The organism is Pseudomonas sp. SWRI81 (assembly GCF_014268545.1).
Taxonomy (GTDB): domain Bacteria; phylum Pseudomonadota; class Gammaproteobacteria; order Pseudomonadales; family Pseudomonadaceae; genus Aquipseudomonas; species Aquipseudomonas hamedanensis.
In genome coordinates, this window is the sequence record NZ_JABWQS010000010.1 from 56,681 (window position 1) to 78,341 (window position 21,661).

The 21,661-nt window shown below is 61.1% G+C and carries 18 protein-coding genes; 9 read left to right on the plus strand and 9 right to left on the minus strand.

Going from position 1 to position 21,661, the window contains the following annotated elements; genetic code table 11:
• The first annotated feature begins 1 nt into the window (after nt 1).
• The 8 genes from ftsW (at nt 2) to lpxC (ending at nt 9,153) form a co-directional block, all read left to right on the plus strand.
• Nucleotides 2-1,213, plus strand: coding sequence for a putative lipid II flippase FtsW (gene ftsW / locus HU765_RS09030; protein ID WP_186549160.1), 1,212 nt, complete (start codon nt 2-4; stop codon nt 1,211-1,213).
• Nucleotides 1,203-2,273, plus strand: a complete 1,071-nt coding sequence (murG, locus tag HU765_RS09035) for an undecaprenyldiphospho-muramoylpentapeptide beta-N-acetylglucosaminyltransferase (protein ID WP_186619814.1) — start codon at nt 1,203-1,205, stop codon at nt 2,271-2,273. The genes ftsW and murG overlap by 11 nt, the downstream gene beginning before the upstream one ends.
• On the plus strand, nt 2,266-3,726 hold the full coding sequence (gene murC / locus HU765_RS09040; RefSeq protein WP_186619815.1) for a UDP-N-acetylmuramate--L-alanine ligase: 1,461 nt from the start codon (nt 2,266-2,268) through the stop codon (nt 3,724-3,726). Before murG ends, murC begins: the two co-directional genes overlap by 8 nt.
• Nucleotides 3,723-4,682, plus strand: a complete 960-nt coding sequence (locus tag HU765_RS09045) for a D-alanine--D-alanine ligase (RefSeq protein WP_186549013.1) — start codon at nt 3,723-3,725, stop codon at nt 4,680-4,682. The genes murC and HU765_RS09045 overlap by 4 nt, the downstream gene beginning before the upstream one ends.
• Before the next feature lie 4 nt (nt 4,683-4,686).
• Nucleotides 4,687-5,553 carry a cell division protein FtsQ/DivIB gene (locus tag HU765_RS09050; RefSeq protein WP_039761388.1) on the plus strand — a complete coding sequence of 289 codons (867 nt, stop codon included), beginning with the start codon at nt 4,687-4,689 and terminating at the stop codon, nt 5,551-5,553.
• 15 nt (nt 5,554-5,568) lie between these two features.
• Nucleotides 5,569-6,828 carry a cell division protein FtsA gene (gene ftsA / locus HU765_RS09055; protein ID WP_186549015.1) on the plus strand — a complete coding sequence of 420 codons (1,260 nt, stop codon included), beginning with the start codon at nt 5,569-5,571 and terminating at the stop codon, nt 6,826-6,828.
• Between the two features lie 104 nt (nt 6,829-6,932).
• Nucleotides 6,933-8,129, plus strand: a complete 1,197-nt coding sequence (gene ftsZ / locus HU765_RS09060) for a cell division protein FtsZ (RefSeq protein WP_016986475.1) — start codon at nt 6,933-6,935, stop codon at nt 8,127-8,129.
• A 112-nt stretch (nt 8,130-8,241) separates the two neighbouring features.
• The gene (lpxC, locus tag HU765_RS09065; RefSeq protein WP_007939852.1) at nt 8,242-9,153 is read left to right on the plus strand and encodes a UDP-3-O-acyl-N-acetylglucosamine deacetylase; all 912 of its coding nucleotides are present in this window, start codon (nt 8,242-8,244) and stop codon (nt 9,151-9,153) included.
• A 175-nt stretch (nt 9,154-9,328) separates the two neighbouring features.
• On the opposite strand, the gene HU765_RS09070 is transcribed toward lpxC, so the two are convergent.
• From HU765_RS09070 to HU765_RS09100, 7 genes are all read right to left on the minus strand, one after another.
• Nucleotides 9,329-10,837, minus strand: coding sequence for a sensor domain-containing diguanylate cyclase (locus HU765_RS09070; protein ID WP_186619816.1), 1,509 nt, complete (start codon nt 10,835-10,837; stop codon nt 9,329-9,331).
• Between the two features lie 123 nt (nt 10,838-10,960).
• Nucleotides 10,961-12,277 carry an OprD family outer membrane porin gene (locus tag HU765_RS09075; protein WP_186619817.1) on the minus strand — a complete coding sequence of 439 codons (1,317 nt, stop codon included), beginning with the start codon at nt 12,275-12,277 and terminating at the stop codon, nt 10,961-10,963.
• Nucleotides 12,278-12,474: 197 nt separating this feature from the next.
• Complete coding sequence (locus tag HU765_RS09080) at nt 12,475-12,696, minus strand: hypothetical protein (RefSeq protein WP_186619818.1); 222 nt, start codon at nt 12,694-12,696, stop codon at nt 12,475-12,477.
• A 300-nt stretch (nt 12,697-12,996) separates the two neighbouring features.
• The gene (locus tag HU765_RS09085) at nt 12,997-14,361 is read right to left on the minus strand and encodes a heavy metal sensor histidine kinase (protein WP_186619819.1); all 1,365 of its coding nucleotides are present in this window, start codon (nt 14,359-14,361) and stop codon (nt 12,997-12,999) included.
• Nucleotides 14,351-15,028 carry a heavy metal response regulator transcription factor gene (locus HU765_RS09090; RefSeq protein ID WP_186549026.1) on the minus strand — a complete coding sequence of 226 codons (678 nt, stop codon included), beginning with the start codon at nt 15,026-15,028 and terminating at the stop codon, nt 14,351-14,353. Before HU765_RS09090 ends, HU765_RS09085 begins: the two co-directional genes overlap by 11 nt.
• A 7-nt stretch (nt 15,029-15,035) precedes the next feature.
• The gene (locus HU765_RS09095; RefSeq protein WP_186619820.1) at nt 15,036-18,137 is read right to left on the minus strand and encodes a multidrug efflux RND transporter permease subunit; all 3,102 of its coding nucleotides are present in this window, start codon (nt 18,135-18,137) and stop codon (nt 15,036-15,038) included.
• Nucleotides 18,134-19,294 carry an efflux RND transporter periplasmic adaptor subunit gene (locus tag HU765_RS09100; protein WP_186619821.1) on the minus strand — a complete coding sequence of 387 codons (1,161 nt, stop codon included), beginning with the start codon at nt 19,292-19,294 and terminating at the stop codon, nt 18,134-18,136. Before HU765_RS09100 ends, HU765_RS09095 begins: the two co-directional genes overlap by 4 nt.
• A gap of 736 nt (nt 19,295-20,030) precedes the next feature.
• Between HU765_RS09100 and HU765_RS09105 the strand changes: the two genes are divergently transcribed.
• A complete protein-coding gene (locus HU765_RS09105) occupies nt 20,031-20,270 on the plus strand; it encodes a hypothetical protein (protein WP_186549037.1) in 240 nt (79 codons plus the stop codon).
• 134 nt (nt 20,271-20,404) lie between these two features.
• Here the strand turns inward: HU765_RS09105 and HU765_RS09110 are convergent, their stop codons facing one another.
• Together HU765_RS09110 and HU765_RS09115 are read right to left on the minus strand one after the other, a co-directional pair.
• Nucleotides 20,405-21,154, minus strand: a complete 750-nt coding sequence (locus HU765_RS09110; protein ID WP_186619822.1) for a YkgJ family cysteine cluster protein — start codon at nt 21,152-21,154, stop codon at nt 20,405-20,407.
• A gap of 83 nt (nt 21,155-21,237) precedes the next feature.
• The gene (locus HU765_RS09115) at nt 21,238-21,564 is read right to left on the minus strand and encodes a hypothetical protein (RefSeq protein ID WP_186619823.1); all 327 of its coding nucleotides are present in this window, start codon (nt 21,562-21,564) and stop codon (nt 21,238-21,240) included.
• Between the last annotated feature and the right edge of the window lie 97 nt (nt 21,565-21,661).

The window sequence follows — 21,661 nt, forward strand, 5'->3', positions numbered from 1 at the left end:
CCTGAGAAACATCATCAAGCCGTACCCGTCGCCGCTGATCACCGGGCGTGGCATCGACCTCGACTTCCCGATGCTGGCCGGTTGTCTGGCGCTGCTCGGTCTGGGCCTGATCATGATTGCTTCGGCCTCCACCGAAGTGGCGGCGGCGCAGTCGGGCAGTCCGCTGTATTACATGATTCGCCACCTTATTTATGTGGTGCTGGGGCTGGGCGCGTGCATCGTCACCATGATGATCCCGATCGCCACGTGGCAACGCCTCGGCTGGTTGATGCTGCTCGGCGCCTTCGGTCTGCTGGTGATGGTGATCATCCCGGGCATCGGCCGCGAAGTGAACGGTTCGATGCGCTGGATCGGCTTCAGCTTCTTCAACGTGCAGCCCTCGGAAATCGCCAAGGTGTTTGTGGTGATCTACCTCGCCGGTTATCTGGTGCGCCGCCAGAAAGAAGTGCGCGAGAGCTGGATGGGCTTCTTCAAGCCGTTCATCGTGCTGCTGCCGATGGCCGGTCTGTTGCTCATGGAACCGGACTTCGGTGCCACTGTGGTGATGATGGGCGCGGCGGCGGCGATGCTGTTTCTTGGCGGGGTCGGACTGTTCCGTTTCTCGCTGATGGTGGTCCTGGCGGTTGGCGCAGTCGTGCTGTTGATTCAGATGCAGCCCTACCGAATGGCGCGTCTGACCAACTTTGCCGACCCGTGGGCCGACCAGTTCGGCGCCGGCTATCAGCTGTCCCAGGCTTTGATCGCGTTCGGTCGCGGCGAGTGGCTGGGCGTTGGCCTGGGCAACAGCGTGCAGAAACAGTTCTACCTGCCGGAAGCACACACCGACTTCGTGTTCTCGGTATTGGCCGAGGAGCTTGGCGCCGTGGGTTCGCTGTGCACCGTCGCGCTGTTCGTGTTCGTGTGTATTCGCGGCATGTACATCGGCCTGTGGGCGGAGAAGGCCAAGCAGTTTTTCGCCGCTTACGTGGCTTACGGTCTGTCGTTCCTGTGGATTGGTCAGTTCCTGATCAACATTGGCGTGAACGTCGGCCTGCTGCCAACCAAAGGCCTGACCTTGCCGTTCCTCAGCTATGGCGGCAGCTCCTTGGTGATCTGCTGCGCCTGTCTGGGCTTGTTGCTGCGCATCGAGTGGGAGAGTCGAACCCATCTGGGCAGCGAAGAGATGGAATTCCATGAAAGCGACTTCGCCGAGGAGCCGACTCATGGGCGCTAACGTATTGATCATGGCCGGCGGTACCGGCGGCCACGTGTTCCCGGCGCTGGCCTGTGCCCGCGAGTTTCAGGCGCGCGGCTATACCGTGCACTGGCTCGGCACACCACGCGGGATCGAGAACGAATTGGTCCCAGCCGCGGGTCTTGAACTGCACCGCATCAACGCCAGCGGTCTGCGCGGCAAGGGCAAGCTGTCGCTGCTCAAGGCGCCATTGATGCTGCTCAAATCGGTGTGGCAGGCGCGGGCAATCATGCGCCGCTTGAAGCCGGTATGCGTGGTGGGCTTTGGTGGTTATGTGACCGGCCCCGGCGGTCTGGCCGCGAAACTGGCCGGTGTGCCGGTGATCGTTCACGAGCAGAACGCCGTTGCCGGCACCGCCAATCGGTTGCTGGTGCCGTTCGCCGCCCGGGTGTGTGAAGCGTTCCCCGACACCTTTACTCTGTCGGACAGCCGCCGTACCACCGGTAATCCGGTGCGCAGCGAGCTGTTCCTCGATACACCGCGACCGGCGCTGGCCGGGCGCAAAGCGCGTTTGCTGATCCTGGGCGGAAGCCTGGGCGCAGAGCCGTTGAACAAATTGCTGCCTGAAGCCCTGGCCCAAGTCGCTGCCGACCTGCGCCCGGACGTGTTTCATCAGGCCGGCAAAAATCACGATGAAGTGACTGCCGAGCGTTACCGCGCCGCGGGCGTGGACGCGCAAGTGCAGCCATTCATCAAAGACATGGCCCAGGCCTATGGCTGGGCTGACCTGGTGGTGTGCCGCGCTGGCGCGCTGACCATCAGTGAGCTGGCGGCCGCCGGTCTGCCCTCGATGCTGGTGCCTTTGCCCCACGCGATCGACGATCACCAGACCCGCAACGCCGATTATTTGGCCCGCGAAGGCGCTGCCTTCCTGATGCCGCAAAGAACGACTGGTGCCGCGGACCTTGCCGCGCGCCTGACAGAGGTCTTGATGCAACCGCAACGACTCGAAGCAATGGCCCAAGCGGCCCGCCGACTGGCCAAACCCGATGCCACCCGTAGCGTGGTCGATACCTGTCTGGAGGTGGCCCATGGTTGAGAATCAGAAAGCCATGCCACAACCGGAAATGCGCCGCATCCGTCGCATCCACTTCGTCGGCATCGGCGGCGTGGGCATGTGCGGTATCGCCGAAGTGTTGTTGAACCTGGGCTATCAAGTCTCCGGTTCCGACCTCAAAGCGTCGCCGGTCACCGAGCGCCTGGAATCCTTCGGTGCGCAGATTTTCATCGGCCACCGGGCCGAGAACGCTGCTGCCGCTGATGTACTGGTGGTGTCGAGCGCTGTAAACACCTCCAACCCGGAAGTGGCGACTGCGCTCGAGCGCCGTATTCCGGTGGTGCCGCGTGCCGAAATGCTCGCCGAGCTGATGCGCTACCGCCACGGCATTGCCGTCGCCGGTACCCACGGCAAAACCACCACCACCAGCCTGATCGCTTCGGTGTTCGCCGCCGGTGGCCTCGACCCGACGTTCGTTATCGGTGGCCGTCTGAATGCCGCGGGCACCAATGCCCAGCTTGGCACCAGTCGCTACCTGATCGCTGAAGCTGACGAAAGCGATGCGAGCTTCCTGCACCTGCAACCGCTGGTGGCCGTGGTCACCAACATCGACGCCGACCACATGGCGACCTACGACGGTGACTTCAACAAACTGAAGAAAACCTTCGTCGAGTTCCTGCACAACCTGCCGTTCTACGGTTTGGCGGTGATGTGCCTGGACGATCCAGTGGTGCGTGAAATCCTGCCACTGGTGAAACGTCCGACCGTGACCTACGGCTTCAGTGAAGACGCTGACGTGCGTGCGATCAATGTGCGCCAGCAAGGCATGCAGACCTTCTTCACCGTGTTGCGTCCAGATCGCGAGCCGCTGGAAGTGTCGGTGAACATGCCCGGCAACCACAACGTGCTCAACTCGCTGGCCACCATCTGCATCGCCACCGACGAAGGCGTCAGCGATGAAGCCATCGTCCAGGGCCTGTCGGGTTTCCAGGGTGTCGGTCGACGCTTCCAGGTCTACGGCGAACTGCCGGTGGACGGCGGCCACGTGATGCTCGTTGACGACTATGGCCATCACCCGACCGAAGTCGCAGCCGTGATCAAAGCCGTGCGCGGTGGCTGGCCGGAGCGGCGTCTGGTGATGGTCTACCAGCCGCACCGCTACAGCCGCACCCGCGATCTGTACGACGATTTCGTCAATGTGCTGGCCGACGCCAACGTGCTGCTGCTGATGGAAGTCTATCCGGCCGGCGAAGAGCCGATCCCCGGCGCCGACAGCCGCAAGTTGTGCAACAGCATTCGCCAGCGCGGTCAGCTCGACCCGATCTACATCGAGCGTGGCGTCGATCTGGCGCCGCTGGTCAAGCCACTGCTGCGCGCCGGCGACATTCTGTTGTGCCAGGGCGCCGGTGATATAGGCGGTCTCGCGCCGAAGCTGTTGAAAAGTGAATTGTTCGCCGGCGCCGTGGCGGCGCCGGTCGAGGGGAAGTTGAAATGACTGCTGCCTACGCCAAACTGTTCTCCACCCTCGCGCCGAAAGACTTCGGCCGCGTCGCCGTGCTCTTCGGCGGCTTGAGTGCCGAGCGTGAGGTTTCGTTGAAATCCGGTAACGCCGTGCTCGAGGCGCTGCAAAGCGCTGGCGTGGACGCGTTCGGCATCGACGTTGGCGCGGACTTCCTGCAGCGTCTGCTCAGCGAAAAGATCGACCGCGCATTCATCATTCTCCACGGTCGTGGCGGTGAAGACGGCAGCATGCAGGGCCTGCTCGAGTGCGCGGGCATTCCGTACACCGGCAGCGGCATTCTGGCGTCCGCCCTGGCGATGGACAAACTGCGCACCAAGCAGGTCTGGCACAGCCTCGGGATCCCGACGCCGCGTCACGCCGTGCTGTGCAGCGAAGCCGATTGTATTTCGGCAGCGACGGAACTGGGCTTCCCTTTGATCGTCAAACCGGCCCATGAAGGTTCAAGTATCGGGATGGCCAAAGTGAGTTCTGCGTCCGAGTTGATCGACGCATGGAAAGCGGCCAGTACCTACGATTCGCAAGTGTTGGTCGAGCAATGGATTCAAGGTCCGGAGTTCACCATCGCCACCCTGCGTGACCAGGTGTTGCCTCCTATTGCCCTGGGTACACCGCACACATTCTACGACTACGACGCCAAGTACATCGCCAACGATACCCAGTACCGCATTCCGTGCGGGCTGGATGCCGCCAAGGAACAAGAACTCATGGAACTCACGGCCAAGGCCTGTGAGGCGCTGGGTATCGCCGGTTGGGGCCGGGCGGACGTGATGCAGGACGCCGACGGGCAGTTCTGGTTCCTCGAAGTGAACACCGCACCGGGCATGACCGACCACAGTCTGGTGCCGATGGCGGCCCGTGCCGCCGGTCTGGATTTCCAGCAACTGGTCCTGGCCATTCTGGCGGCCAGCGTTGAAGAGTCGAGAGGTTAAGGGCATGCAAGGCGCGCATCTCAGACATCAGCCACCCGCACCCGGCCGCAAGCCGGTGCCGCGGGGTGCCAGCCGAATGGTGGCGAAAGAGCCGATGTCCGCGCGCCTGCCGAAAGCCAATTTCAGCTTTCTGAAAAGTCTGTTCTGGCCGGTGCTGCTGGTGGCGCTGGGCTTCGGTACTTACGAAGGCGCACAGCGTCTGCTGCCCTACGCCGACCGGCCGATCAGCAAGATCGCGGTGCAGGGCGACCTCAGCTACATCAGCCAGCAGGCGGTGCAGCAGCGGATCGCACCGTTTGTGGCGTCGAGCTTCTTCACCATCGACCTTGCCGGCATGCGCACCGAGCTTGAGCAGATGCCCTGGATTGCCCACGCCGAAGTGCGCCGGGTGTGGCCGGATCAGGTGGTGATTCGCCTCGAAGAGCAACTGCCGGTGGCGCGTTGGGGTGACGAGTCGTTGCTGAACAACCAGGGCCAGGCGTTCACGCCCAAGGAACTGGCGAACTACGAACACCTGCCACAGCTGTTCGGCCCACAACGGGCCCAGCAGCAAGTGATGCAGCAGTATCAGGTGCTGAGCCAGATGCTGCGCCCGCTGGGCTTTTCGATTGCACGCCTGGAATTGCGTGAACGCGGCAGCTGGTTTTTGACCACCGGTGCCGGCAGTTCCGGCCCCGGCATCGAGTTGCTGCTGGGACGCGGCAACCTGGTGGAAAAGATGCGCCGCTTCATCGCCATCTATGACAAGACGCTGAAAGAGCAGATTACGAACATTGCGCGGATCGATCTGCGCTATGCCAACGGCCTCGCTGTTGGCTGGCGGGAACCCGTAGCGCCGACGACAGCCCAACCCGCTGTCGCAAAGAATTAAGAAGAGGCAGGACCCATGGCAAACGTGCAAAGCGGCAAAATGATCGTCGGTCTGGATATCGGCACCTCCAAGGTGGTGGCGCTGGTAGGCGAGGTCGCGGACGACGGCACGCTGGAAATCGTCGGTATCGGTACGCACCCGTCCCGCGGCCTGAAGAAGGGCGTGGTGGTGAACATCGAGTCCACCGTGCAATCGATTCAGCGCGCGATCGAAGAAGCCCAACTGATGGCGGGCTGCCGCATTCACTCGGCATTTGTCGGCGTGGCCGGCAATCACATCCGCAGCCTGAACTCCCACGGCATCGTCGCGATTCGTGATCGCGAAGTCAGCTCGGCTGACCTTGAGCGTGTGCTCGACGCCGCCCAGGCCGTGGCGATCCCGGCCGACCAGCGCGTGCTGCACACCCTGCCGCAGGATTACGTGATCGATAACCAGGAAGGCGTGCGCGAGCCACTGGGCATGTCCGGCGTGCGTCTGGAAGCCAAGGTTCACGTGGTCACCTGCGCCGTCAACGCCGCCCAGAACATTGAAAAATGCGTGCGTCGCTGCGGCCTGGAAATCGACGACATCATTCTTGAGCAACTGGCCTCGGCCTACTCGGTACTGACCGACGACGAAAAAGAGCTGGGCGTGTGCCTGGTCGACATCGGCGGCGGCACCACCGACATCGCCATCTTCACCGAAGGTGCGATCCGCCATACGGCAGTGATCCCGATTGCCGGTGATCAGGTGACCAACGACATCGCCATGGCGTTGCGCACCCCGACCCAGTACGCCGAAGAGATCAAGATCCGTTACGCCTGCGCCCTGGCCAAACTGGCCGGTGCCGGTGAAACCATCAAGGTGCCAAGCGTCGGCGACCGTCCACCGCGCGAGCTGTCGCGTCAGGCCCTGGCCGAAGTGGTCGAGCCGCGTTACGACGAACTGTTCACGCTGATCCAGGCCGAGCTGCGTCGCAGCGGCTACGAAGACTTGATCCCGGCCGGCATCGTGCTCACCGGTGGTACGTCGAAGATGGAAGGCGCCACTGAACTGGCCGAAGAAATCTTCCACATGCCGGTGCGCCTCGGTGTGCCGCATGGCGTGAAAGGTCTGGATGACGTGGTGCGCAACCCGATTTATTCCACTGGCGTGGGCTTGCTGATGTACGGCCTGCAGAAGCAGTCCGACGGGGTTTCGTTCTCCGGCATCGGCAGCCGCGACAGCTACAGCAACGACGAGCCACAGGCGCCGTTGCTGGACCGCTTGAAGAAGTGGGTTCAGGGCAACTTTTAAGCGCAGTTCGAAGCGTCAAGCTTCGAGCGGCAAGCAGTAGCAGTAGATGCACCGCGACAAAAATGCAGTAGGCGAAAAAACTAGAGAATGTAAGGAGAGGGAAAATGTTTGAACTCGTAGACAACATCCCCGCAAGCCCGGTAATCAAAGTTATCGGTGTTGGCGGTGGCGGCGGCAACGCTGTCAATCACATGGTCAAGAGCAACATCGAAGGCGTTGAATTCATCTGCGCCAACACCGATGCTCAAGCGCTGAAAAACATCGGCGCGCGGACCATCCTGCAACTGGGCACTGGCGTGACCAAAGGCCTGGGTGCCGGCGCCAATCCTGAGGTCGGCCGTCAAGCCGCTCTGGAAGACCGCGAGCGTATTGCCGAAGTGCTGCAGGGCACCAACATGGTGTTCATCACCACCGGCATGGGCGGTGGTACCGGTACCGGTGCGGCGCCAATCATCGCCGAAGTGGCCAAGGAAATGGGCATCCTGACCGTTGCGGTCGTGACCCGTCCGTTCCCGTTCGAAGGCCGCAAGCGTATGCAGATCGCCGACGAAGGCATCCGCATGCTCTCGGAAAGCGTTGACTCGCTGATCACCATCCCGAACGAGAAGCTGCTGACCATCCTTGGCAAAGACGCCAGCCTGCTGTCGGCTTTCGCCAAGGCTGACGATGTCCTGGCCGGTGCCGTTCGCGGTATCTCCGACATCATCAAGCGTCCGGGCATGATCAACGTCGACTTCGCCGACGTACGTACCGTGATGAGCGAAATGGGCATGGCAATGATGGGCACTGGCTGCGCCAGCGGTCCGAACCGTGCGCGTGAAGCCACTGAAGCGGCAATCCGCAACCCGTTGCTGGAAGACGTGAACCTGCAAGGCGCACGCGGCATCCTGGTCAACATCACCGCCGGTCCTGACCTGTCCCTGGGTGAGTACTCCGACGTCGGTTCGATCATCGAAGCCTTCGCTTCCGAGCACGCCATGGTCAAGGTCGGCACCGTGATCGATCCGGACATGCGCGACGAGCTGCACGTCACTGTGGTTGCCACCGGTCTGGGCGCGAAAATCGAGAAGCCTGTGAAGGTCATCGACAACACCGTTCACACCTCCATGGCTTCGGCTCAGGTGCAACAACCGGCTCCGGCCCGTCAGGAAGCGCCAGCGGTGAACTACCGTGATCTGGACCGTCCGACCGTCATGCGCAACCAGGCTCAGGCCGGTGCTGCGGCTGCCGCGAAGATGAATCCGCAAGATGACCTGGACTACCTGGACATCCCGGCTTTCCTGCGTCGTCAGGCTGATTGATGGAATGTATCAGGGCTATGAAGGTGATTGGTGTTCAGCAAAGGCATGGTCTGCTATCATCGCCAGCCTTTGTTGATACCAGTTCGCAATTTGCGCTGAAGCGGCCCAAGCCATGATTAAACAACGCACACTGAAAAATATTATCCGTGCCACAGGTGTAGGCCTGCATTCCGGTGAGAAGGTCTACCTGACCCTCAAGCCTGCGCCTGTCGACACTGGCATTGTGTTTTGTCGCGCTGACCTCGACCCTGTGGTGCAGATTCCTGCCCGCGCGGAAAACGTCGGTGAAACCACTATGTCGACGACGCTGGTCAACGGCGACGTCAAAGTGGACACGGTAGAGCACTTGCTCTCGGCCATGGCTGGCCTGGGCATCGATAACGCCTACGTCGAGCTCTCCGCGTCCGAAGTCCCGATCATGGATGGCAGCGCTGGACCCTTCGTATTCCTGATTCAATCGGCAGGCCTGGAAGAACAGGACGCCGCCAAGAAATTCATCCGCATCCTGCGTGAAGTGACAGTGGAAGACGGCGACAAGCGCGCCACTTTCGTCCCTTTCGAAGGCTTCAAGGTGAGTTTCGAGATCGATTTCGATCACCCGGTATTCCGGGACCGCACCCAGAGTGCAAGCGTGGATTTTTCCAGCACTTCGTTCGTAAAAGAAGTCAGCCGCGCCCGTACCTTTGGTTTCATGAGTGATATCGAGTACCTGCGCAAGCACAACCTCGCACTCGGCGGCAGCGTTGAAAACGCGATCGTGGTCGACGCGGATGGCGTGTTGAACGAAGACGGTCTTCGTTATGAAGACGAATTCGTCAAACACAAGATCCTCGATGCGATTGGCGACCTGTACCTGCTGGGCAACAGCCTGATTGGTGAGTTCAAAGGCTTCAAGTCCGGTCATGCACTGAACAACCAGCTGCTGCGCAAATTGATTGAGCAGACAGATGCCTGGGAAGTGGTGACGTTCGAAGACGCCAGCACCGCACCGATCTCTTACATGCGCCCGGTTGCGGCCGTGTAAGTAAAAAACCTCTCTAGTTTTTTGAAGGCCATCCTCGGATGGCCTTTTTTTATACCTGTGGTTTTTGTGTTGATTGGGATGACGCTATCGCGAGCAGGCTCACTCCTACAGGGAACGCATTCCAAGTGTAGGAGTGAGCCTGCTCGCGATAGGGCCGGTGAGGTCACCGCATCTCTCAAACCGACACCACGACCCGATTCCGCCCGCCTTCCTTAGCCTGATACAGCGCCTTGTCTGCCGCAAACAGCAACTGCTCCAAGGTCATTTCGCTGGCCGATGTCCACGTCGCGATGCCGATACTCACCGTCATCGCCCGCTCAGCCCCATCGACCCACGGCAAGTTCTCCACGGCCTGACGAATCTGCTCGGCAATCTGTTGCGCGCCGGCACTGTCGGTTTCGGCGAGAATCACCGAAAACTCCTCGCCGCCGTAACGCGCCACCAGATCCGCCGGGCGCCGGACGTTTTCGCTGATGACCCGGGCCAGCGTCTTCAACGCCTGATCGCCAGCCTGATGGCCATGCCGGTCGTTGAAGGCCTTGAAATGGTCGGCATCGATCATCATCACCGACAGCGGCTGGCCCGAACGCTGGGCGCGGAACCACTCGTGACGCAACGTCTGATCGAGCATGCGCCGATTGGCTACGCCGGTCAGGTCGTCGGTGGCCGCCAGCTGCGCCAGTTCGCGCTCGGCGCGCTGGCGCCGGCGCAACTCGCGGGCCAACAGCCAGGTCAGCCACAGCAGGCCCATGCACAGCACGCCGGTGGCGCCGCTGATCAGCAGGGCCGTGCGCCGCCACGTGCCGAACACTTCAGCGCTGGACAGCGCGACCATCACCGTTAACGGCAGATTGCCGACCCGTGAGTAGGTGTAGAGCCGGCGTTGTTCATCCATGCTGGACGTACTGGTGAAACTGCCGCTGCCATCGCGGTCGTTGAGAATCCGTATAACGTTGGGCCGATTGCCGAAGCTCTTGCCTACCGAGTCGCTCTGCAGGTACGGCTTCTGTGCGAGCAGAACGCCGTCGCTGTTGATGATGTTGAGCGTACTGTCGGTGCCGATGTCGAGGCTTTTGAACAGGTCGTCGAAATAATCGAGTTTCAACGAAGCGACGGCTACGCCAAGGAACTCGCCGGTCTGCGAAGCAATGCGCCGGCTGAAGCTGATCCGCCACTGGTCAGCCTCGTCGCAGTCGCAACGGGTCTTGAACGGTCGGCTGATAAACATGCCCATGTCGCGGTTGAACGCATGGGCGAGAAAATAATCCCGGTCAGCGAAATTGCCCGGTTTCGGTTCGATGCGCGAGGAGTCGGCGATCACCTCGCCGTGCTTGTCGAGCAACAGGATGTCGCCTTTGAAGCGTGCGGTGGTGGAGCGATCGAACAACGCCAGATGGCGGATCTGTGGCGAGACGTTTTGCAGATCATCACGCTGGGCGGCGGCGATCAGGCCTTGCAGCGTCAGGTCGTACAGTTCGACGGTACGCAGCACATCGGCGTCAATCAGTTGCGCAATGGTGGTGGCGCGACGGGTGGCAGCTTCCTGTGCACTGGCGTGCTCGCGGATCAGCAAGAAGGTGACGATGCACACCATCGCAATCACGGTCAGCAGGCTGCCGCCGATCAACAACAGTTCGGGGCGACCGGTCTGGCCTGTGATCGACGGGGTGCGGTTGGCGATCATGATGGGGTTTCGGTTGGAGTGGTTTCATAAGCTTAGTAGGTGCTGACGCCGGACAACCTTGTGGGAGCGGGCTTGCTCCCACAGGTACATCGCTCTGTCTGATAGCGTGGCGCAGCGCCGATCTTAGAAGACGTTGATCGGGTAGTCGATGATCACGCGGTATTCATCGGTATCTGAATCAATCGCGCCATAACCGTTGCCGCCACGGTTGGTCGCCCATTGCAGGCGCACCGTCAGGTCCTTTGCCTGGCCGCTTTGCACGACGTACTGCAAATCGACGTCGCGTTCCCAGTGTTTGGCGTTGCGGCCATCGGCGCTGTACCAGTTGGCATAGCCCTGACTGTCTGGATCAGCCTTGCTAAGGTCCAGCGTACCGCGCGAATAGGACAGCGCCGAGGTCAGCCCGGGCACGCCGACGCCAGCGAAGTCATAGGCATATTTGAGCTTCCACGAGCGCTCGTTCGGCCCGTTGAAATCCGAGTATTGCTGGGAGTTGTCCAGATAAACGCTGTCGCCCTGGCTGATGTAGTCGAACGGCGTGCTGCCATTGACCCGCTGGTAGGCGGCGGTGACGCTGTGGTGGCCGATGTCGACGGTGAAATGCAGGCTGTAGGTGTTGTTGTCGATCTCGCCGAGCAGCGCATCGCCGGTGTCCTGCGTGTGGTAGAAGTGCGCGCCTGGGTTGAGGCTGATCAGGTCGTTCAGTTGCCAGGTGTAGTCGAGGTCGTAGTAGTACTGGTGCCAGATGTCTTTCAATTCGGACGCGTACAGGCTGCTGGTCAAACCTTCGACGCCGCTCCAGGCCACGCCGGCCCAGTTCAAGTGCTGGCTCTCGGCGCCGTCCGCAAGGGTGCCGTATGAAGTGCCGATACGCGTATGACCGCTCTGGTTGTAGGGCTTGGTGAAGCTGGCCTGGCCACCTTCGATCAGCCAGCCATCGAAGCTATGGTTGCTCAGGCTGACGCCACGAAAAGTCTGCGGCAGCATGCGCGTGTCGCCGCCGGCGATCACCGGGTTGGTGAGGAACAGATCGCCGGCCTTCAACTCGGTATCGAACGCACGCATCTTCAACGTCGCGCCCGCGGTGGAAAACGACCCCGGCGCTTTGCCGTTGCCATCGCTGATCGGCAGGATGCTCGAGCCGTCCGTGCCGCCACCACCGTCGAGCTTCAGCCCGAGCATGGCGTGGGCATCCAGACCGAAGCCGACCGTGCCTTCGGTGTAGCCCGATTGAAACACGCCGAGAAAGCCCTGGCCCCACTCGATGTTGTCGTCCGCTTTCTGCAAGCGGTTGCGATTCATGTAGTAGTTGCGGGCGTTGAGGTCGAGGCTTGAACCGGCGACGAAACCTTGCGCGGGGGATTCATCGGCGTGGGCGACGGGTGCAATCGTTGCGGCTATTGCAATGAATAGCGGAGTAAAACGGACTGGGTAACGCACGTGCAGTGGAGCTCCTTGGGTCAGCTGACACCTCAATGGCTTGAGGGTGTTGATGTTTATTGTTGTTACAGACGAACCGGACGGCTTTCAGACCACAACGAAAAAAGGCCGCTGAACGGCAGCGGCCTGGAATGACGACGGTTGAACGGGAAGAGCCAAACAACCGCGTCGAGGGAAACGTTGGTGTGTTGCGCGATTCAGCTGTCGGTCTCGCTGGCTTGCGCCTGGGAAGTCGCAGCCTGCGGGGCTTGCGTGGCGTTTTGCGCCTTGGCCATCACCTCGGCCTGATGCTGGTCGAACGCCTGAGCGCGAGCGACGTTGTGCGCCACGAACGACTGCGATTCTTCAGCCATCGCCATTGGCGAGAGGATCAATGAGGACAAAACGAACGCGCTGGCAATACCCATACTGTTGGACATCTGGAAAACCTTCTTGCTTGGCAAGTGCTGTTTGGTGCGGGCAAAGATAAGGTTGCCGAGGCTGGCGAAACAGCGTGATTTTCATAAATGACTGTTACAGCACAAGCAAAGATCGGCACGGGGAACAACCCGGTCTGTGCTCAATGGTGGCCTGTGGCGAGGGGATTTATCCCCGTTGGGCTGCGAAGCGGCCCCAAGAATTCCAGCCTCAAAGATTCCTTAGACCTTGTGTACAGGATTTGCGACTGCTGCGCAGCCGAGCGGGGATAAATCCCCTCGCCACAGCGCTTGGCTGAGCATTCAGACCGGGAGTTGAATGCCGAAGGTATTCATCCCCCGGTCACTGCGCACAAACACATCCCCGCCATGCATCAGCGCAATCGCCTTGACGATCGCCAGCCCCAGGCCATGGTTGTTGCCACTGTTGCTGCGCGACGCATCGACCCGATAAAAGCGCTCGAACAATCGCGGCAAATGCTCATTGGCAATCGGTGCGCCGGGGTTGGCGACACCGATACTCACTTGACGTTCCTGCACCTCGATCAGCACTTCGATCACCTGACCCGGCTCGGTATGCTGCACCGCGTTGCTGAGCAAATTGATCAACGCCCGGCGCAGATGTGCGACCTCGATCTGTACCTGCGCATCGCCGCTGACCTGCACTTGAACCTGCGCGTCCTCAAGGATGAAATCCAGATACTCCAGCGTCGTGGCTACCTCCTCAGCCAGTGACGTCGAGGTCAATTTGGTCGCTTTGTTGCCCTGGTCGGCACTGGCGAGAAACAGCATGTCATTGACGATCGAGCGCAGTCGCTCCAGCTCTTCAAGATTGGATTGCAGCACTTCGAAGTAATGTTCGGCAGAACGGCCGCGGGTCAGCGCCACCTGGGTCTGGCCGATCAGATTGGTCAGCGGCGAGCGCAGTTCGTGGGCGACATCGGCGTTGAACGATTCCAGCCGCGACCAGGCCAGTTCGACCCGCTCCAGCGTCGAGTTGAACGACTCGACAAACTGCTTGAGTTCCGGCGGCAACGGCGACAGACGCAAGCGCCCGGCTCTTAGCGGTGGCGCCAGACGCTGGGCCTCCTGAGACAATTTGATCAACGGCTTCAAACCGATTCTTGCGACCCAGTAACCCAGCGCCGAGGCCAGCAGCACTCCGACAATCGCCAGGCTGATCAGGGCGATGAGCAATTGATGCTGGGTCTGATGCAGCGTCTCGGTGTTGATACCGATCATGAAGCGCAGCGGCGGGCGCTGGTCCTTGGCCGGGAACTGACTGACCAGCACTTTCAGCGGGTAAGGCTGATCGGGCAGGTGCAGGTCGTGCGTACCCAGCGGACCGTTGGCGGCAGCGCGGATCTGCGCGGTGAAATGGCCGTATTCGTAGCGCGGATCGCCGCTGCTGATCCAGAAACTGATGCGCTTGTCTTCTTCGCCGAGCAGCTTGAGTTTGTTGTTGATCTTCACCCAATGCTCCGGCGTGCCGTAACGGCCGACGGTGGATTCGAGCACGCTGTAGCGCGCGTCGAGTTCGGCTTCCGGCAGCAAACCCAGACCTTTGTCGACCTGTTGATAAAGCGCACCGCCAATCAACACAAACACCAGCAGCGCCACCAGCGTGAACATCCCGCTGAGTCTTAACGCAATCGAGTTACTGGACACCACGGCTCTCCAGCACATAACCCATGCCGCGAATGGTGTGCAGCAGTTTTTCATCGAACGGCCCGTCGAGCTTGGCGCGCAGGCGTTTGATCGCGACCTCGACGACGTTGGCATCGCTGTCGAAATTGATGTCCCAGACCATTTCGGCAATAGCGGTTTTCGAGAGGATTTCGCCTTGGCGGCGAGCGAGTACGCTGAGCAGGGAGAATTCCTTGGCGGTCAGGTCCAGGCGCGTGCCGGCGCGGGTGGCTTTGCGGCTGATCAGATCGATCCAGAGGTCGGCGATGGTCACTTGCACCGGTTCGTGGCCACCGCTGCGGCGGGTCAGCGCTTGCAGGCGGGCGACCAGTTCGAGGAAGGAAAACGGTTTGCCGAGGTAATCGTCGGCGCCGTCGCGCAGGCCTTTGATGCGGTCTTCGACGCGCTCGCGGGCAGTGAGCATGATCACCGGAGTCTGCTTGCGTGCGCGCAATGCCCGCAGCACGCCGAAGCCATCGAGGCCTGGCAGCATGACGTCGAGGACGATCACCGCGTAATCGCACTCCAGCGCCAGATGCAGACCTTCAACGCCATCGCGGGCGCGGTCCACGGTGTAGCCCTGTTCAGTCAGGCCACGGTGCAGATAGTCCGCGGTTTTTTCTTCGTCTTCGATAATCAGAACGCGCATGACCGCCTCAGTCTGTGGTCGCCAATGCCGCTGCAGGCAAAGGTTTTGGCCGGTGAAACAGCCGCTCGAGCCATAAGTATATGACCGGCGTGGTGAACAGCGTCAGCATCTGGCTGACCAGCAAGCCGCCGACCACGGCAATACCCAGTGGCTGGCGCAGTTCGGCGCCGGTGCCGTAGCCGAGCATCAGCGGCAGGGCGCCGAGCAGGGCGGCGAGGGTGGTCATGATGATCGGCCGGAACCGCGTGATGCACGCCTCGAAAATCGCCTCCTGCGGTGACAGCCCACGCTGGCGCTGCGCCTCCAGAGCAAAATCGATCATCAGGATGCCGTTCTTCTTGACGATGCCGATCAGCAGCACCAGCCCGATCAGCGCCATGATCGAAAAATCCTGGCCGCAGATCCACAACATGATCACCGCGCCCAGGCCTGCCGCCGGCAAGGTCGAGATGATCGTCAGCGGGTGCACGAAGCTTTCATAAAGCACGCCGAGAATGATGTACACCGCCACCAGCGCCGCGAGAATCAGCCACGGCTGGCTGGCCAGCGAACTCTGGAATGCCTGCGCTGCGCCCTGGAAGTTGCCGCTGATCGCGGTGGGCATGCCGATCTCGGCCTTGGCCTGATTGAGCAGAATCACTGCATCGCCCAACGCCACGCCGGGGGCGAGGTTGAACGACAGGTTGGCGGCGGGAAACATGCCGTCGTGGGCAATCGACAGCGGGCCGATGGTCGGTGCGTCGAACCTTGCCAGCGCCGACAGCGGCACCATTTCCCCGCTGAGCGGTGAGCGCAGGTAGAAATAGTTGAGGCTCTCGGCTTTGCCGCGCTGTTTGGTATCCAGCTCCAGAATCACGTTGTACTGATTGACCTGAGTCTGGAATTCGTTGATCTGCCGTTGACCGAACGCATCGTACAACGCCTCGTCGACATCGCTGGCGGTCAGGCCGAAACGCGCCGCGGCGCTGCGATCGATGTTGATGTGGGTGATGCTGCCGCCCAGTTGCAAGTCATTGGAAATGTCGCGAAACGCCGGGTTGCTGCGCAGTTTTTCGGTCAGGCGCTGGGTCCAGGTCGCCAGCGTTGCGCCGTCGTTACTCTTGAGTACGTATTGGTACTGCGCGCGGCTCGGGCCGGAGCTGAGGTTGATGTCTTGCCCTGCGCGCAGGTACAGCACGATGCCGGGGACTTTCATCAGTTGTGGACGGATGCGGTCGATAAACTGGCTCGCGCTCACGTCACGGTCGCCGCGTTTTTTTAGCGCGATCCAGAAGCGGCCGTTGGCGATGGTCTGGTTACTGCCGGAGACACCGACCGAATGGGAAAACGCCTGCACCGCCGGATCGGCGGCGACGATTTCGGCCATCGCCAAGTGTTTTTTCACCATGTCGCCGTAGGAAATATCCGCAGCGGCTTCGGTGGTGCCAAGGACAAAACCGGTGTCCTGCACCGGAAAGAAACCCTTGGGGATAAAGATGTAGCCGCCGACGGCCAGTGCCAGCGATAAACCGAACACACCGATCATCAGCTTCTGATGGGCGAGGGCGCGGCGCAGACCTTTCTCGTACCAGCCAAGCAAGCGTTCGCTGAAGCCGGGTTTGGCGTGGGCGTGATGCACCGGTTTGCGCATGAACAGTGCGGCAAGAGTGGGGGCCAGCGTCAGCGACACCACCACGGAAATCATGATGGTCGAGGTCGCGGTCAGGGCGAATTCCTTGAACAGTCGGCCGACCACACCGCCCATGAACAGCAGCGGAATAAACGCCGCCACCAGCGAGAAACTGATCGACACCACGGTAAAACCGATCTCGCCGGCCCCTTTGATCGCCGCCTCGCGCATGCCGTCGCCGGCCTCCAGATGGCGGTGGATGTTTTCCACCACGACAATCGCGTCATCCACCACGAAGCCGACCGCGACGACGATCGCCACCAGCGTCAGGTTGTTCAGGCTGAAGCCGAGCACGTACATCAACGCAAAACTGGCGATCAGCGAGACGCCGAGTACCGCCGAGACAATCAGCGTTGCCGACAACTGGCGCAGGAACAGCGCCATCACCGCGACCACCAGCAGGATCGCGATCAACAAAGTGATTTCCACCTCATGCAGCGAAGCGCGGATGGTTTGCGTGCGATCGATCAGGGTTTTCACTTCCACCGAGGCCGGCAGCATCGCTTCGAGGCCGGGCAGGGCCGCTTGAATGCGGTCGACGGTCTCGACGATGTTGGCGCCGGGCTGGCGCGAGATCACCAGGTTCACCCCCGGCCGACCACCAGCCCAGGCCTGTACGTAGGCGTCTTCTGCGCCATTGACGACTTTAGCGACATCGCGCAGGTGAACCGGGGCGCCATCCTTGTAGGAAACGATGAGTTGGCTGTAGTCCTCGGGATGGAACAACTGGTCGTTGGTCGACAGTGTGGAAATACTTGATTCACCGTACAGCGCACCTTTCGCCAGGTTGAGGCTGGTCTGCTGGATTGCCAGTCTGATGTCAGCGAGAGTCAGACCAATTGCCGCGAGTTTGTCCGCCGACGCCTGCACCCGAATCGCCGGACGTTGCTGACCGGTGATGTTGATTTGGCCTACGCCGTCGATCTGACTGATCTGACGGGCGAGCAGGGTTTCCACCAGGTCACTGAGTTCGGTGCCGGGCATCTGCGTCGAGCTGACGCTGAGGATCAGCACCGGACTGTCGGCCGGGTTGACCTTCTTCCAGGTCGGCAGCGTCGGCATGTCCTTGGGCAGCTTGCCGGCGGCGGTATTGATCGCCGCCTGCACTTCCTGGGCGGCGGTGTCGATGCTTTTGTCGAGGGTGAATTGCAGGGTCAGCAGGGTTGAGCCCAAGGCACTGCTCGAGGTCATCTGCGTCATGCCGGGGATGGCGCTGAATTGCACCTCCAATGGCGTGGCCACCGACGAGGCCATGGTGTCGGGGCTGGCACCGGGCAACTGCGCCGAGACCTGAATCGTCGGAAATTCCGCTTCCGGCAGCGGGGCAATCGGCAGGCGCGGGAAGGCAATCGCTCCGACCAGCACCAAGGCAATCGTCAGCAGGATCGTCGCCACCGGGTGATCGATGCACCACGTTGAAATGCCCTTGTGCGAGGTCATGGCTTCGGCTCCGCCTGCACCACTTGCGGCGGCTCGGTCATGACTTGCACAGTCGAACCCGGTTTGAGCCGCGACTGGCCGTCAGTGACCAGCACGTCACCGGCGTTGACGCCCTTGATGATGTCCTGACCGCTGCCCTGATAAACCATCTGCACCGGTACGGCTTCAACCTTGTCGCCGTTCACGCGATACACAAAATGTTGCTCCAGGCCGCGTTGTACGACGGTGGGCGGAACGACCAGCGAATCTTTATCCACAGCCGTCTGAATCTTTACCGTCACCAGCAAACCAGGCCAGAGCTTTTGGCTGGCGTTGGCGAATTCGGCCTTGGCGCGAAGGGTGCCGGTGTTGGCGTTGATCTGGTTGTCGATCAGGGTCAGATGACCTTCGCCGAGCAGGTTGGCGGTTTCGCCATCCGTGTCGGCGCCGATGTAAGCCTTGACCGGCGCTTTCTGTGGGTCGTTGAGCAAGCCTTGCAGGGTCGGCAGCATTTGCTGCGGCAGGGAAAACTCGACGGCGATCGGATCGATCTGGGTCACGGTAAACAGGCCCAGGGTGTCGGTCATGCGCAGGAAATTGCCTTCATCAACGGTACGAATACCGACGCGGCCGGTGACCGGGGAGCGAATCTGCGTGTAGGACAGTTGCACTTGAGCGGCGTCGATGGCGGCCTGATTACCTTGAGCCGTGGCCTTGAGTTGATTGACCAGGGCTTGTTGCTGGTCGTAGGTCTGCTTCGAAACGCCGTCGTCGACGCTGAGCAGCTTGTAACGCTTGAGGTTGAGCAGGGCAACTTGCAGTTGCGCCTGGCTTTCGCCCAGTTGCGCGCGGGCCTGATCGAGGCTGGCGCGGATCGAGCGGTCGTCGATGGTGGCGAGCAGGTCGCCTGCTTTGACCAGTTGGCCTTCTTTGACGAGGATTTTGGTGAGAATGCCGTCGATCTGTGGACGCACCACGACGCTATGCAGTGAAAGCACCGAGCCGATGCCGCTGGTGTAGCGCGGCACGTCTTTGGCGCTGACTGCGACGACGCGCACTGGAATAGCGGTCGGGGTGGTGAGCCTGGTCGGAGCGGGTTTGAGTGCAAACCACAGGCCGGCGGCTGCCAGCAGGATTAACAGAATGGCGAGCAGGGCTTTGTTTTTCTGGATTGGCATGCGGGGCGCCGGGGTTCGGAGTTGGGGCAGGTTGGGTAGTTATAAACGGGTTTGCAGGTCGGGAGGGTGACGGCTGGCTGTCAGCGCTGTCAGTTTCGGTGTGTATATATCCGTTGCTGCGGTAACGGCGGCTTAGGGTTTCGCCCTTACGGCGACTCACTTTTTTACAAGCGCCGAAAAAAGTAAGCAAAAAACGCTTGCTCCTGCGTTCGGCCCGCTCGCTGGGGCTCGGGGTTCCTTCGCTGCGGGATCGATACGGGGGGCAGCGCCTCCGGTTTGCTTCGCTGCACCTCCTCTCGCTGTGTTTGGCTGCGCCAAACGGTCGCTGCGCTCCCGCCCCCGGATCAATCCCTCCACTCAGCCTTCCGATGTCGCCCGTGGATCAAGATCAAGATCAAGAGCGGTACTCGAGCTTGCGCTCATTGTTTTGAGAGGGGCGGCTGCGCCGCGAGCTCCATGCAGGAGCTGTCGAAGGCTGCGATCTTTTGATCTTGCTTCTGCTTTTCTGTGGGAGCGAGCCTGCTCGCGAAGGCGAGTGATTGGGCAACACATCTCTACCGGTCAGTTTTGTTAAACGGTCCCCAAAAGGGACCGATCGTTCCCAGAAAAGGATTTGCTGGTCTGCAAGCCGTTCGGCGTGCGCTGCAAATCTCCAGGTGCCGAGCCATGGCGCACAGGTATACTGCGCGCCTTTGCGGCTCACTGATCGGGCCGACTTTTTGTTCCCGGAGCTTTTATGACTTCCCCGACCCAACCGTCGGTTGACGACGCTGTGAGCGACGTCCCGGCTGAAGTTGCTGACGCCAGCGAAACCAAAGCCGATATCCCCGCGTTCAAGTTCCCCTTCAAACCGGGCGAGCTGGCGTCGGCGAAAGGCTCGAATCAGCCGTGGTACAAGAATGGTGCGAAGAACGGCCACACCAAGACCCCGGGGATGGCACCGCCGGGGACGCGTCGGTCGATGGGTAAGCGCTGATATTCGCAAGTGACCGTGTCTTTGCTGGCCCTTCGCGAGCAGGCTCGCTCCCACAGGTCTAGTGTTCGGCACAGATCCAATGTGGGAGCGAGCTTGCTCGCGAAGGCGGCAGCCGCTACACCACGAATGTCAGATCAAGCCGCGCGCAATGAAATAAACGCATACGTCTGCGCCGGCTCAGTCACTACCTGCCCACCCGCGGCCAGCACTTGCCCCGCTACATCATCGCCGGATAAATGAAACAGCCAGTCGCTCTGTTCAGGCGTCAGCGGTTGCGCGCTCACTTGGTCGATCACCGCTGCAAACGCATCCATGTTCGGCAAGTACGCGGTAAACCCGTCACCCTTGAGCGCCGTGGTACGAATCCCCAGCCTTGCACAGATCGCATCCTTGAGCTGAATGTCATCCCGGTCCGCCTGCCGTGAGCGCTGGATCAGCGTCAGCAGTTCCTGATCGACCAACTCGCCGCCAACGATCAACGCCGCCCCTTGTGCCCAGGACTCGGGCGGGCAATCCTTGGCTGCGGGGTTGAGCGGGATGTGCGGATTGATTTCCGCCGGGTAAATCCGGCACACCAAGGGGCGCCGTTCATAGATCCGGCAGCGTTTGTCGTCGTCAAGATTCCGGCAGGGGCCGACGTTGTAGGCTGCGAAGGTGATTGCCACATGCGCATCTGTGGCCCCGCTGCGCACCACCACCGAACGGCGTTCGGCATGTTCGCGTTGCTGCGCCGGCAAGCCCAGGCCATTGCCGAGAAACGCCTCGACCAGGACGATCACCTGACCGCCATCCGCAGCCCACATACGGGCTTCGGTCAAGGTCAGCGGGACATGGTGGTCGGTGCAGCACTTGCCGCAGCCTACGCAGGAAAACGTCGTATTCATTGAGCGATCTGTCTTCAATCAAGGTATGAAACGGTGGCGGAAAACCACCGCACAGACTCGGATCGAAGCAAGTTATGCGCCACTCAACGGGTTTTCGCGGTTGGACGGATCGAGTCCCATTCGGTAACGAAGGCGGTTTTTGACTGTTTGTTGTACAGGCACAGTTCGCTGCCCTGCTGGCCTTTCATGTGTTTCTGCGGGTATTGGCCTTGCAACAGCACGGCGGTGTAGCCGACGCGATCATCGAATTGAGCGGGTGTGCCGACCGGTTTGACGTTTTTCAGGTTGCTGGCCTTGGTGCAGCTGGCGAGCACGGTTTTGTCGTACGCGGCCCAGGCGTCTGGGCTGGAGGCGCGGGCCTGGGGGGCGAGGGCGGTGAGGGCGAGCAGGGCCAGGGTGATGGCTTTCATGGTAAGGGCATCCTTGGTCGTGAGTGGCCAGGGTTGGAGTATGCCTGAGGGTTGGAAGTTGCCTGTGCCGGCGTCATCGCGAGCAGGCTCACTCCTA